We start from the raw sequence: 12498 nt of genomic DNA, 5'->3' as shown, positions 1-12498 counted from the left end.
GTTCTCGGTGGTTGGGAGCGGACGGCGGTCCTACTCAGACCGCGATGGTCTTGTGCTCCACGTACTGGGCCAGGCCGACGGCTCCAAACTCGCGGCCGACACCGCTGCCCTTGTAGCCGCCGAAGGGCGCGTCGAAGCCCGGGTCGGCGCCGTTGACGGTGAAGAAGCCGGTACGGATCCGGCGGGCGAGCGCCAGGCCACGCTCGACGTCGGCCGTCCACACCCCACCGCCGAGCCCGTACGGGGAGTCGTTGGCGATGCGTACCGCGTCGTCCTCGTCCTCGTACGCGATGACGACGAGGACCGGTCCGAAGATCTCCTCCTGGGCGATGCGCATGCCGTTGTCGACGTCGGCGAAGACCGTCGGCCGTACGTAGTAACCGCCCTCGAGCCCTTCCGGCACCTCGGGACCGCCGGTGACGAGACGCGCCCCCTCGGAGATGCCGAGTTCGATGTAGCTCCGGACCCGCTGCTGCTGGTCGGCGCGGACCATCGGGCCGATCCACGTACCCGGGTCGGCGGGGTCTCCCACGACGAGGCTTTCCGTCATGGTCTTCACGGCCTCGACGACCTCCTCGTAGCGGCTGCGCGGGGCCAGGATCCGGGTGTGCGCGACGCAGGATTCGCCGTTGTTGCCGAACGACAGGAACTTGAGTCCCTCGACCACGGCCGCGAGGTCCGCGTCCGGCAGGATGATCGTCGCGGACTTGCCGCCCAGCTCCAGGCTCACCCGCTTGAGCTGCTGGCCCGCCACGGACGCGATCGTGCGCCCGGCGGCGGTCGATCCGGTGAAGGCGACCTTGTCCACGTCGGGGTGCGCGACGAGATACGCGCTCGTCTCCCGGCCCGCCGGCAGGATGCTGACCACGCCCTCCGGCAGCCCAACCTGCTCGAAGATCTCGCCCAGCACCAGCGCGTCCAGCGCGGTCTCGGGCGAGGCCTTCAGGATGATCGTGCAGCCCGCCAGCAACGCCGGAATCATCTTCACCAGGGCCGACTGGTGCGGGGCGTTCCACGGGATGACCGCGGCGACCACACCGACCGGCTCGCGCCGGATCAGCGGGCCGGATTCGGTTGCCCGTTCCTCCCACCCGAAGGCCTCGGCGGCCCGCAGGTAGGCGCCGGTCTGCTCCGCCAGTGCGTGCAGCGTCCACCGGGTGAACCACGACGCGGAGCCGTTCTCCGAAGTGATCAACGCGGCCAGTTCGTCGGCCCGCGCCGCGTGTAGTTCGTTGAATCGGGCGATGACCGCCTGGCGTTCCTGCGGCGTCATCCGGGGCCACGGCCCGTCGTCGAAGGCCTTCCGCGCGGCGGCGACCGCCCGGTCGATGTCGGCCGGTGAGGCCTCGGCGGCCCGCCCCACCAGCGACTTGTCGTGCGGCGAGTGGACGTCGAGCAGGCCGCCCTCGGCGGGCGTGACCCACTGGCCACCAACGTAGAGCTTGTCGTGAACAAGCACGGTGATTACTCCCCTATTGCAGGTTCTGAGCCGATTCGTGATCGGCGTCCGGACTGCGCCCCCGCCGCGTACGCGTTCCGCGTCGCGATCATCAGGGGCACAACGATGTGACGTGTTGTACGACTAGATGCCACATAACCGTAGCACTTATCGAAGGTCCCGCCACTAGCGTGTGCAGCTAGCCGCGTGACCTGCCACACAGGGGTAGAGTTGACGGCACTATGAGAGCCGACGCAGCCCGCAACCTCGACGCGGTCCTCCACGTGGGTGCTCGACTGCTCGCGCAGGATCCGGCCACGAGCATCGCCACGATCGCTGCCACGGCCGGCGTCGACCGGCGCACCGTCTACCGCCGATTCGCCACCCGGGAGGCCCTGCTCGCCGGGGTCTACCAGGCCAAGCTCGACGCCTCCGAGCGCGCGCTCGACGACGCCCGGCTGACGGAGGCACCGGTCGCGGTGGCCCTGCACCGCTATGTGGAGGGCATCATCCCGGTCATCCGGCGCTGGTCGATCCAGGTCCTCAAGCCAATGATGAACATGGACGTCGAGGCCGCGGCCCGGAGCAAGCAACTCGGCGAGCGGCTCGACCGGTTCATCCAGCGCGCCACCGACGAGGGGCTACTCCGCGCCGACCTGCCACCGGGCTGGGCCAGGACGCTGCTGGACCAAATCGTGAACGCCACCGCGGAAAACTTTCCCGACCTGGCCGCCGCACCCGCCGCCGACCTGGTCGTCGACGCGCTGTTGCGCGGCGTCGGGCGAAGCTGACGGGCAGGCAGTAACGGTCGTGGCGGTGGGTGATCAGGTCCTGCGGCGGACCTTACTGACCAGGGCCTGAGCGTTCCGGGTTCTCTGCGAAGACCTGGGCCGCGACCTGGTAGCCGTCGAACGCGCGTGCTACGCCAGCGTAGGCCGCGACCTGAAGAAAGACTTCGGCGATCTCTTCCTTGGTGGCGCCGGCGTTGAGCGCGATGCGCAGCTGACCACGGAGGGGCTCCAGGACGCCGAGCGTCGCCGCGATGGTGACGGACACCAGTGCCCGCGTCCGTGTATCCAGGTGCTCGGTGCGCGGCCAGACGTCGCCGAAGGCGTGCATCGTCGCGATCCGTTTGAAGTCTGCGCCGTTAGCTGGCTCACCAGGGGTGGCGCCAAGAAAGCGCTCCAAGCGGAAGCCCAGCAGACGCTCAGCCGTGTCCAGCGCGGCGGCGTACCCCGGGTCTGTCGCCGCAGATGCCGGATGATTCGTCGTCACGATGCTCACTCTTCCAGATATAAGGACTAAGCAGACAATATCCGGCATTTCGAACGTGACTGAAGGGCCGGGCAGTACGCGGCACGCCGCCCGAGTAGCCGTCGCGCCGGGCCTCGCCGGAGCTTGTCGCAATTCGGACAAGACGGTAAAGCCCCTGGTAGAGCACCCTTGGGGCAGGTGGAGGTAGACGGGTGGCGGGCCACATCCCGATCCTCCGGCCCGGCCCGGACAACATCGTCCGCACCGGTGCCGCCCTCACCCAGCCCGGCCTCGAAGCCGCGACGGTCACGGCACAGCTGCCGATCCGATCGCGCGTACGACAGGCCGAGGCTGCCACCGACACCCCTGCGGGCGCCCGCAGCGGTGCCTCCGCCCACCGGGACAAGGACGTCAGCACCGTCGGCTGTCAGGCAACGCCGTCCGCCGGCCGTGCCCGCCGCCCCCGTGCCCCGCCGGCCTTTCGCACCGTGGACCCCGCCGGGGTCCGGCGTCGCTCGACCGCGCGCCGAGCCCTGGCGACCGAGCCAGAAAGGGCCCGACATGGCCGCTCCCACCGCGACCGCAGCCTTGAACGCATCCGTCTTCACGCCGGGTGACCAGATGCTGCTGACCGTGACCTACTCGGACGCCGACACCAAACCGCTGACCGTCACCATCGTGGTCACCGACGCGCAGGGCAACAGCAGCGCGCCGGTCAAGGTCACGGCGGTCATCGACCCACTCACCGTGACCGTCTCCGACAACTCCGGACGTACCTGGACCCGGGTTTCCGACAACGGCTCCGTGGCCGTGTATCGGTCGGTGGCGTGATGCCCCGGGTCACCGTCCAGGTCCGTGACGCCGCCGGCAACACCGCGACGGCCGCCGCCGACTACAGCCTGGGACAACCCGTGCTCGGCGGCTACTACCTCTCCGGCGGCGCCGATCCGACCGCCGACATGGCCGGTGGCAACTTCCGGTCACTCACCCAGTACCGCAGCCTCGCCGACGGCTACATCTTTCCCGGCTACAACCGGCCCTGGCTGGTCAACCTGGGCAAGGCCGGAGTGCAGATGAACATGGTCCTGGAGTTGAAGCACTATGGCGCTGCGAGCCAGGGAACGCAGAGCTTCGCGGTGGACGGCGTCAGCTACACGGTGCCGGCACCGACGATGACCATCCAGCAGCGACCCGGCACGACCTGGCCGAAGGCGTACGGGTACGGCCAGGTGCTCAAGGGGCAGTGCGACGGGTTGCTGGCCCGCGCGCTGTCGCAGTACCGGACGCTCGGCTTCGGGGTGAACATCCAGCTCGCCTCGGAACTGGACACCGATCACGAGTTCGGCACCACCGAGGACGGCAAGGCGTACAACTGGGCCGAGTCGGACGCGCGGGCGGTGCAGGCGATGAACTACATCCTGACCTGGTTCAAGGCACGGACGTTGCCGGCCGGCACGACCTTCTCGGTGGGTCTGGGCGGCTTCGACCGGGCCTGCTTCCAGCGCACCCACCCGGAGTCGCTGATGTCCCGCCTCGACTATCTCCAATGGAACGCGTACGCCACCAACGCCAGCCACACCGCGTTGTCCCGGTTTCGTCGTACCAAGGACTGGGCGGTGGCGGACCTCGGCCCGGTGGCGCTGTCCCGGCCGGTGATCATCGCCGAGTGGGGGGTGCGGGTGGCCGAGATCCCGAACCAGGCGGCCTGGATCGCCACCGTGCCGCCCGCGATCGCCCAACTCAACGCCGAGCGTGGGCCACGGATCGTGCGCACCAACTACTTCAACTCCGGGTGGGGCACCCTGACGCCGAAGGCGACCGGGTTGGCCGCGCTGCGCGAGGCGTACGCCAAACGGCCGTACGTGTGAGCTGACGCCGGGCGGTCCGGTCGGCATACCGCCGGCCGGGCCGACCGGGGAACCCTATGCTCGGATCATGGAACTTCGGATCTTCACCGAGCCTCAGCAGGGTGCCACCTACGACCAGTTGCTCGCCGTCGCCCGGTGCGCAGAGGACGCTGGCTACGGCGCGTTCTTCCGGTCCGACCACTACCTGGTGATGGGTGACGTGAGCGGCGAACCCGGCCCCACCGACGCGTGGACCACGCTCGCCGGCCTGGCCCGGGAGACCAGCCGCATCCGGCTCGGCACGTTGATGACCGCCGCCACCTTCCGGCTGCCCGGCCCGCTGGCGATCACCGTGGCGCAGGTCGACCAGATGAGCGGCGGCCGGGTGGAGCTGGGCATCGGCACCGGCTGGTACGGCGAGGAACACAGCGCGTACGGCATGCCGTTCCCGCCGCTGGCCGAGCGGTTCGACCGGCTGGAGGAGCAGCTCGCCGTCATCACCGGGCTCTGGTCCACGCCGGTGGGGGAGCGGTTCGACCACGACGGCCAGTACTACCCGGTCCGGAACTCGCCCGCCCTGCCCAAGCCGGTGCAGCAGCCGCGCCCACCGATCCTGCTCGGCGGGACGGGCCCGAAGCGCACCCCTCGGCTGGCCGCCCGCTACGCCGACGAGTTCAACCTGCCGTTCGCCTCGGCGGCGGACACGGCGGCGCAGTTCGACCGGGTCCGCGCGGCCTGCGCCGAGATCGGCCGTGACCCGGCCGAGATGGTCTGGTCCAACGCGCTGGTGCTCTGCTGCGGGCGCGACGACGCCGAGGTGGCCCGCCGCGCCGCCGCCATCGGCCGCGACCCGGACGAGCTGCGGGCCAACGGTCTGGCCGGGACGCCCGCCGAGGTGCTGGACACCATCGGCCGGTACGCGGAGATCGGCAGTCAGCGGCTCTACCTCCAGGTGTTGGACCTCAGCGACCTGGAGCACCTGGAGCTGGTCGCCAGCGAGGTGATGGCGAAGCTCTGAGCCGGGCGGGTGGTTGGGGAGCGACGCCGCCGGTCAGGCCCGGTGGGCGCCGCTCCCGACCGCGTCCGGGTCGCCCAACACGGTGTCCAGCCGCCCGTCGCGGTCACTGTCGACGTAGGTGATGTCCGGGACACCGTCACCGTCCACATCGATCTGGACGATGTCGGCGACGCCGTCACCGTCGAGGTCGGTGACCACCTCCACCGAGCCGTCCAGGTGACGGGTCACGATCGACTGCGCGCCGGGGGCGCGCGGTGGCGGGCCGGGTGCCGGCACCGGCGTCGGGGCGGGCGCGGGCGCCGGAGTGGGTCGAGGACCGGGTGTGGGCGACGGGTGACTCGGCAACCCGCCCGCTTGCGGTGCGCTGGCCTGCTCGATTCCGGTGCCGGTCGGGTCCAACTCCTCCTCGGAGGGGAACACGTCACCTCGTGCGGCCGGATCACGGTAGCTGCTCATGAGCGTAGGGTTCCCCGACGATGACGAGAACAACCGTGCCCGATCGACCGGTGTCCTCGGTGCCCGGTTTGGCGGAAGATGCGGGGACCGACGCCACGGTCATGAACGGGGGTTCGAGCGTGGAACTGCGCCGGAGTCGGGGCGCCCGTGTGCTCGCCCTGGTCTGCGTACTCGGCGGGTTGCTCTTGTTGGTCTATCCCAGCGACGGCGCCGTGCTACGGACGGTCATCGCGGTGGGGGCGATCGCCCTCGGTGCGGTGGCGCTGGTCAGCGGGTTGCGTCCGTTTCGCTTCGGCATCCACGAGGATGGGCTCACCGTCCGGCGGCCCGGCCTGCGCCGGGACATCCGGTGGGCCGAGGTCGGCGCGCTGATCCTCGACGAGCCGCCCCGGCGCGACGGCCATCCTGAGCCGCCGCGACTGCTGTTGGTTCCCGCGCAGGGAGTGCCGCCCAAGCCGGTGACCGCCCGTCATCCGCTCGACGGCCGGCCCGCCATCGAGCTGCTCGTTCTCGACCAGGTCCGCGAGCAGCCCGACCAGGTGTCCGCCGCGCTCACCCGCTATGCCGGAGGTCGTTTCGTCGACCTGCTCGCGCTGCGTCGCGTCGCCTTCGACGCCCCGGACCTCCCGGTCGGCCTGCGCGGCTACCAGATGGACCGGGTCGACCAGTTGATCCGACGCGGCCAGGACGCCCTGATATCCGGGGACGCGTCGACCCGCCAGGCGGCCCGGGGGGAGATCGAACGCGCCAGCGCGGCCGGGCTGCCGATCGCCCAGCGTGGCTACCACCCGATCCAGGCGGATACGGTTCTGGACGCCCTCGTCGCCGCGTTGGCCGACCAGCAGACCACCGATCGGGAGACCGCCACATGACCGCGCAGGGATCGCACACCGCGTCGAGCACCGACGTTCCGCGCCGCAACTGGGCCGGCAACGTGCGGTACGCCGCGAAGGCGTTCCACCGGCCCACCTCCGTCGACGACCTGCGCCGGCTCGTCGCCGGCAGCCCCCGGATCCGGGCAGTGGGCAGCGGGCACTCCTTCAACCGCCTCGGCGACACCGACGGTGACCTGGTCAGCCTCGCCGGGTTGCCCCCGGTCGTCGAGGTGGACCACGAGCGGGGGCAGGCCACCGTGAGTGGCGCGCTGCGCTACGGCGACGTCGCCCGACAGCTGCACACCCAGGGGTACGCGCTGGCCAACCTCGCCTCGCTGCCGCACATCTCGGTGGCCGGCGCGGTGGCCACCGCCACCCACGGCTCCGGCCAGACCCACGGCAACCTGGCCAGCGCGGTCGCCGGCCTGGAGTTGGTCACCGCCGACGGCGATCTGCTGCGGGTCGACCGCGACAGCAACCCGGACACGTTCGCCGGCATGGTGGTCGGGCTCGGCGCGCTCGGCCTGGTCACCCGCGTCACCCTGGACATCGTGCCGACCTTCACGCTGCGCCAGTACGTCCGCCTCGACCTCGACCGGGCGGCGCTGGACGAGGCGCTCGGCTCGGCGTACAGCGTGAGTGTCTTCACCGACTTCCGTACGCCCCGGCTGCGCGAGGTGTGGCGTAAGCAGGCGGCGGACCAGGCCCCCCCGTCGGCGGACTGGCTGGGCACCACCGCCGCCGCCCAGCCCCGGCATCCGGTGCTCGGGATGCCGACGGAGAACTGCACCCCGCAGCTCGGCGAGCCGGGCCCGTGGCATGAGCGGCTGCCGCACTTCAAGTTCGGCTTCACCCCGAGCAGCGGTGAGGAACTGCAGTCCGAGTACCACGTGGCACGGTCGGCGGCGGCGGACGCGCTCGCCGCTCTGGACGACGTGGCGGACCTGATCGCCCCGGTGCTGCTGGTGTCCGAGCTGCGGACGGTGGCGGCCGACGAGCTGTGGCTCAGCCCGAACTACCGGCGGGACAGCTTCGTACTGCACTTCACCTGGGTCGACGACACCGCGGCGGTGCTTCCGGTGGTGGCCGAGGTGGAGGAGCGCCTGACGCCGTTCGCGCCCCGCCCGCACTGGGGCAAGGTCTTCGTCACCGACCCGGCAGAGCTGTCCACCCGCTACCCGCGCTACGCCGACTTCACCACCCTCCTAACCGACCTGGACCCAAAGAACAAGTTCCAAACCGAAACCCTGAACCACTACTTCCCCCGCTGACCCCCTCCCCGCCCGGTCCCCACCCCGCCCCTCCCCGGTGATCATGAAGTTATTGCGCCGACACGCCGCGCCGGGTGGCAATAACTTCATGATCAACGGGAGGTGGGGGTGGGGGTAGGGGTGCGGAGGGTGCTGCGTTGGACGGCTCGGCTGATGTCGCTGGGGGAGACTATGCCGGTCAGGTGGCCGTCGTCGGATACCACGAGGGCTCGGCCGTCGGCGCACTCGGTGAGCCGGGGGAGCAGGTCGTTGAGCTGTTCACCGGGCTGGGCCAGGACCAACTGGTCGGCGCGGCAGGCCACCTCGGCCAGCGTGGTCGATGCCCGCCGCTCGGGCGGTACGCCCCGCACCCGGTCGACGGTGACCAGGCCGACCGGCCGGCCGTCCTCGGTCAGCGGCAGCGCCGAATGCCGGTACGCGAACAGGTAGTTGTCGACGAAGTCCGCGACCGTCATCTCCGCCGAGGCGGTCTGCGGCTGCGGGGTCATCACCTCGCCGACCCGGATTCCGCGCAGCGCGGTGCCGGTGCGGGCCTGCCGCTCCTCCATTCCGGCCGCGCCGATCAGGAACCAGCCGATCAGCGCCAGCCACAGCCCACCGAAACCGACCCCGGACAGGAACTGCCACAGCCCCAGGCCGATCAGCAGCACTCCCAGCACCCAACCGGCCCGGGCGGCGACCACTGACGCCCGGGTCCGGTCACCGGTGGCCTTCCAAACCGCGGCCCGTAGCAACCGGCCACCGTCCAGCGGTGCGGCCGGCAGCACGTTGAAGACGGCCAGCAGCACGTTGATCCCCGCCAGCCAGGCCACCGCCCCGAACAGCAGCCCGCCCTGCCCGGCCAGCGCGAGCAGCGCCGCGATGGCACCGAAGAATGCCCCGATCAGCAGGCTGACCAGTGGGCCGACGCCCGCTATCCGCAACTCCGCGCCCGGGTCACGCGGCTCGCCCCGCAACTCGGCGACGCCGCCGAACAGCCACAGCGTGATGCCGTCGACCTGCAACCCGTTGCGCTTGGCCACCACCGCGTGCGACACCTCGTGGGCGAGCAGGCCGACGAAGAAGACCACCGCCGCGGCCAGCCCGGCGATCAGGTACGCCACGGGTGAGTGATCGGGGTACGAGCGGGGGAACTGATTCGCGGCCAACCCCCACGCGATCAACGCGAAGATGACCAGCACGCTCCAGTTGACGCCGACCGGCACCCCCGCGACCCGGCCAAGCCGGAAACTGGCCCTCATCCCGGCCCCATACCCCTACTCAGCCCGCCCATGCCAGTCGACGTGGTGGCGGCTCGGTTGGTGTGATCGGTCGACCGTGCCGAGCGCAGTGGCAGACCGGCGGCCGGCTGGCCGCACCACCCAGCTCACCCGGCTGCCGGGCCACCAGCTCGACGTCTTCTCCTCGGCGCGCTGGCGTACCGGATCTTCGCCGGGGCGGTGTCGGCCGCCCCGCCGGAGGAACTCGTCAACGCGGTACGCGACAGCGGCCTGCACCTCGATGATCGAGGCGGCCGGTGCGGCGCGTGACCGCGTGGCGTGATCAGCTGGGAACACTCCGCCAGTATGCAGGCGGTATGCTCAGAGTATGACTCGCCGCATCACGATCAGCCTGCCCGACGACGTGGCCGCTTATGTCGAGCGCACCCAGGGCAACACGTCCGGTTTCATCGCCGGGATCCTCCGTAGGAAGATGCGCGCCGACAGTCTCCGTGCCCGGTGGGCGCAGCTCGGCTACGTGGTCACCGACGAGGACGTCGAAAGGACCCGGGCTCGCCTGGCAGCTCTCCCACCGATCAGTGACGAGCAGCACGCTCGCAACCTCGAATGGCTTCGTCAGTTCGACGATGAGGGGACTGCCGCCGCGTGAACGGCCTGGTCCTCGACACCTCTGCTCTGCTCGCCTACGCCTCGGGGACGAGCGTCGAACCTGGTGCGATGCTGACCCTCGCCCAAGAGGACCCGGAGCAGCAGGTGTGGGTGCCCGCCCTCTGCCTGGGGCAGGCGCAGCTCGAACTGGCGGGCACCGCAGCCGCCACCATGCTTGACCTGTTGTTCACGGAAGACCGCGACATCCAGGTAGCGGTCTATGACGCGGCCACGAGCCGACGGGTTGCCCGCATCGCTGCACGTTCACACGTGTCGCTGGATGTCGCGCACGCCGTCGCGACCGCCGCACTCTACCGCTGCTATCTGGTCACCCGAGACCCGAAGATCGTGGCGCCGGCGATGCCCCCGGGGCTGGAGATCCTTGATATCAGCCAGACCTGGGACAGGTGAGCGAGCGTAGCTGGCGGCCTGTCAGCGGCGCGGGGCTTCACTGGCGATCGTCGCCTCCCGGGGCAGGGCCGCCGCGCGCAGCGCCCAGTCCAGCGCGTAGTCGGCGATCTTCTCCCAGCCGTCCTGCCCGACGGTGAAGTGTGATCGGCCGGGGAACTGCTCGTACGCGGTGAGCGCGCGGGACTTCTGGTAGAGCCCGGCGTTGGCGCGCACCACCGACGCCGGCACCACGTGGTCGACCTCGCCGGCCATCAGCAGCAGCGGCGCCCGGTCGTCGCGCCCGACGTCGACCCGGGCCGGCGAGCGCGGGTCGAGGTTGGCGAATGCCCCCTCGAAGTAGACCCGACCGGCGCCGGGGACGGCGTAGCGCTGCCAGGCCCGGTCGGAGTCCTCGCGGCTCATCGCGTTGCCGAAGGTGTAGGCGAAGTCGTCCTTCGTGAACGGGACGGCCTTGTTGCGGTTGGCGGGGCTGCGCAGGATCGGGAAGCCCGAGCGCAGCTGACTCAGCGGCACCTTGAGCACCCCCTTCACCTGCGCGGGGTGCACTCCGACCGCGGCGGCGCCGAGGCCCCGGTCGACGAGGATCTGGGTGATCAGGCCGCCGAACGAGTGCCCCATGATGATCGGTGGTCGGGGCAGCGCCCGGATGATCCGGTCGTAGTGCGCCACGATCGTGGCGATGCTCTGCTCAGCGATCGGGGTGGGATCGTCGCGCAACTGCTCCACGGACCGGTCCATCCCGGGCCAGGCGGGGGCGATGACGTGCATGCCGCGCTCGGTGTACCGCTGCGCCCACCCCTCCCAGCTGCGCGGCGTCATCCAGAGCCCGTGGATCAGCACGACCGTGTCGACCTGACCCTGCGGCGTGGCACCCATCGCGTCCTCCCGGTGTCGCGGCATCCGGGGCGGCGGTTACCCGCTGCCGCGTCGGGAATTCCTCCGCCGGTTGCTCGCCTCGGCCTGTCGTGTTCGAGGGGCGGACGTGGCGGTGAGTGTGATGACTCAGGGGCATCGTGATGACTCAGAGGCATCACGCTCGTCGCGGTGTTTGCTCGCGCGGAGGTCACTCTCCGTGGCGCCTGGTCTCCTGACAAATGTCACGGTCGGGGCGTGACGACCGCTCCGGGCATCGGGGTACGCGCTGCCGGAGCATCAGTGGCATGACCAGTACGCATCCGGCTGTCGAGTTGGACGGCCTCACCAAGAGCTTCGGCGCGGTCACCGCTGTCGACGGGTTGAGCCTCCGGGTGCAGCCCGGCGAGGTGGTGGCCTTCCTCGGCCCGAATGGCGCGGGCAAGACCACCACCATCGACATGCTGCTCGGGTTGTCCCGTCCGGACACGGGCACCGTCCGCGTCCTCGGCGGCACCCCGGACGACGCGGTGGCCCGAGGCCGGGTCGCCGCCGTACTCCAGACCGGTGGGCTGCTCAAGGACCTCACCGTGGGTGAGACGGTCGAGATGACCGCCCACTTCTACCGGCACACCCGCCCGGCAGCGGAGGTGTTGGAGCGGGCCGGCATCACCGACATCGCCGGCCGGGTGGTCGGGCGCTGCTCGGGCGGTCAGCAGCAGCGGCTGCGCTTCGCGTTGGCCCTGCTGCCCGACCCGGACCTGATGGTGCTCGACGAGCCGACCACCGGCATGGACGTCGAGGGTCGGCGGGACTTCTGGCAGGCGCTGCGCCGTGACGCCCGGCGTGGACGGACCGTCATCTTCGCCACCCACTACCTGGACGAGGCGGACGCGTACGCCGACCGGATCGTGCTGGTCCGGCAGGGACGCATCGTCGCCGACGGCACCACCGCCGAGATCAAGAACCTGGCCGCCGGCCGTACGGTGCGGGCCACCCTGCCCGGCGCCGACCAGGCCGCGCTCGCCGCGCTGCCCGGCGTCGACGCCGTGGAGGTGCGCGGCGACAGCGTGCTGGTGCGGACCGGTGACTCGGACGCGATCGCCCGCCACCTGCTGACCCGGACGGCCGCCCGGGACGTCGAGATCACCTCGCGCAACCTCGAGGACGCCTTCCTCGCCCTGACCACCGCGCAGACCGGAGCCTGA

At 70.9% G+C, this 12498-nt stretch carries 15 protein-coding genes; 9 read left to right on the top strand and 6 right to left on the bottom strand.

Features of this window, described 5'->3' with window-relative positions:
• Window positions 1-34: 34 nt before the first annotated feature.
• Window positions 35-1459 (bottom strand): aldehyde dehydrogenase, encoded by a 1425-nt coding sequence (locus V6U86_RS07140; RefSeq protein WP_334499799.1) that lies wholly within the window; start codon window positions 1457-1459, stop codon window positions 35-37.
• 221 nt (window positions 1460-1680) lie between these two features.
• Here V6U86_RS07140 and V6U86_RS07135 point away from each other — a divergent pair, with 221 nt between their 5' ends.
• The gene (locus V6U86_RS07135; protein ID WP_334499797.1) at window positions 1681-2229 is read left to right on the top strand and encodes a TetR/AcrR family transcriptional regulator; all 549 of its coding nucleotides are present in this window, start codon (window positions 1681-1683) and stop codon (window positions 2227-2229) included.
• A gap of 52 nt (window positions 2230-2281) precedes the next feature.
• Here the strand turns inward: V6U86_RS07135 and V6U86_RS07130 are convergent, their stop codons facing one another.
• Window positions 2282-2722 (bottom strand): carboxymuconolactone decarboxylase family protein, encoded by a 441-nt coding sequence (locus tag V6U86_RS07130; RefSeq protein WP_334499795.1) that lies wholly within the window; start codon window positions 2720-2722, stop codon window positions 2282-2284.
• A gap of 531 nt (window positions 2723-3253) precedes the next feature.
• On the opposite strand from V6U86_RS07130, the gene V6U86_RS07125 reads away from it, so the two are divergent.
• The 3 genes from V6U86_RS07125 (at window position 3254) to V6U86_RS07115 (ending at window position 5557) form a co-directional block, all read left to right on the top strand.
• Complete coding sequence (locus V6U86_RS07125) at window positions 3254-3523, top strand: hypothetical protein (RefSeq protein WP_279518771.1); 270 nt, start codon at window positions 3254-3256, stop codon at window positions 3521-3523.
• Window positions 3523-4560, top strand: coding sequence for a hypothetical protein (locus V6U86_RS07120; protein WP_334499790.1), 1038 nt, complete (start codon window positions 3523-3525; stop codon window positions 4558-4560). Before V6U86_RS07125 ends, V6U86_RS07120 begins: the two co-directional genes overlap by 1 nt.
• Window positions 4561-4627: 67 nt before the next feature.
• Window positions 4628-5557 carry an LLM class F420-dependent oxidoreductase gene (locus V6U86_RS07115; RefSeq protein ID WP_334499788.1) on the top strand — a complete coding sequence of 310 codons (930 nt, stop codon included), beginning with the start codon at window positions 4628-4630 and terminating at the stop codon, window positions 5555-5557.
• A gap of 33 nt (window positions 5558-5590) precedes the next feature.
• Here V6U86_RS07115 and V6U86_RS07110 read toward each other — a convergent pair whose 3' ends face one another.
• On the bottom strand, window positions 5591-6013 hold the full coding sequence (locus V6U86_RS07110) for a hypothetical protein (RefSeq protein ID WP_334499786.1): 423 nt from the start codon (window positions 6011-6013) through the stop codon (window positions 5591-5593).
• A 119-nt stretch (window positions 6014-6132) separates the two neighbouring features.
• Here V6U86_RS07110 and V6U86_RS07105 point away from each other — a divergent pair, with 119 nt between their 5' ends.
• Both V6U86_RS07105 and V6U86_RS07100 read left to right on the top strand, forming a co-directional pair.
• Entirely contained in the window at window positions 6133-6885 is a 753-nt protein-coding gene (locus tag V6U86_RS07105) for a hypothetical protein (protein WP_334499784.1), read from the top strand.
• Window positions 6882-8159: an FAD-binding protein gene (locus V6U86_RS07100; RefSeq protein ID WP_334499782.1), complete on the top strand. Its 1278-nt coding sequence runs from the start codon at window positions 6882-6884 to the stop codon at window positions 8157-8159. The genes V6U86_RS07105 and V6U86_RS07100 overlap by 4 nt, the downstream gene beginning before the upstream one ends.
• A gap of 92 nt (window positions 8160-8251) precedes the next feature.
• Here the strand turns inward: V6U86_RS07100 and V6U86_RS07095 are convergent, their stop codons facing one another.
• Complete coding sequence (locus tag V6U86_RS07095; RefSeq protein ID WP_334499780.1) at window positions 8252-9400, bottom strand: site-2 protease family protein; 1149 nt, start codon at window positions 9398-9400, stop codon at window positions 8252-8254.
• A gap of 15 nt (window positions 9401-9415) precedes the next feature.
• Window positions 9416-9715 (bottom strand): hypothetical protein, encoded by a 300-nt coding sequence (locus V6U86_RS07090; protein ID WP_334499778.1) that lies wholly within the window; start codon window positions 9713-9715, stop codon window positions 9416-9418.
• A gap of 31 nt (window positions 9716-9746) precedes the next feature.
• Between V6U86_RS07090 and V6U86_RS07085 the strand changes: the two genes are divergently transcribed.
• Window positions 9747-10028 carry a hypothetical protein gene (locus V6U86_RS07085; protein ID WP_139583854.1) on the top strand — a complete coding sequence of 94 codons (282 nt, stop codon included), beginning with the start codon at window positions 9747-9749 and terminating at the stop codon, window positions 10026-10028.
• Window positions 10025-10438: a hypothetical protein gene (locus tag V6U86_RS07080; protein WP_334499771.1), complete on the top strand. Its 414-nt coding sequence runs from the start codon at window positions 10025-10027 to the stop codon at window positions 10436-10438. Before V6U86_RS07085 ends, V6U86_RS07080 begins: the two co-directional genes overlap by 4 nt.
• A gap of 21 nt (window positions 10439-10459) precedes the next feature.
• Here V6U86_RS07080 and V6U86_RS07075 read toward each other — a convergent pair whose 3' ends face one another.
• Window positions 10460-11314 carry an alpha/beta hydrolase gene (locus V6U86_RS07075; protein ID WP_334499769.1) on the bottom strand — a complete coding sequence of 285 codons (855 nt, stop codon included), beginning with the start codon at window positions 11312-11314 and terminating at the stop codon, window positions 10460-10462.
• Between the two features lie 284 nt (window positions 11315-11598).
• On the opposite strand from V6U86_RS07075, the gene V6U86_RS07070 reads away from it, so the two are divergent.
• Window positions 11599-12498 (top strand): ABC transporter ATP-binding protein, encoded by a 900-nt coding sequence (locus V6U86_RS07070; RefSeq protein ID WP_334499767.1) that lies wholly within the window; start codon window positions 11599-11601, stop codon window positions 12496-12498.

It is taken from the genome of Micromonospora sp. CPCC 205558 (genome assembly GCF_036902955.1).
In the GTDB taxonomy this organism is placed as follows: domain Bacteria; phylum Actinomycetota; class Actinomycetes; order Mycobacteriales; family Micromonosporaceae; genus Micromonospora.
The sequence above is the reverse complement of the archived record's forward strand: the minus strand, read 5'-3'. Positions and strand labels throughout refer to the sequence as shown.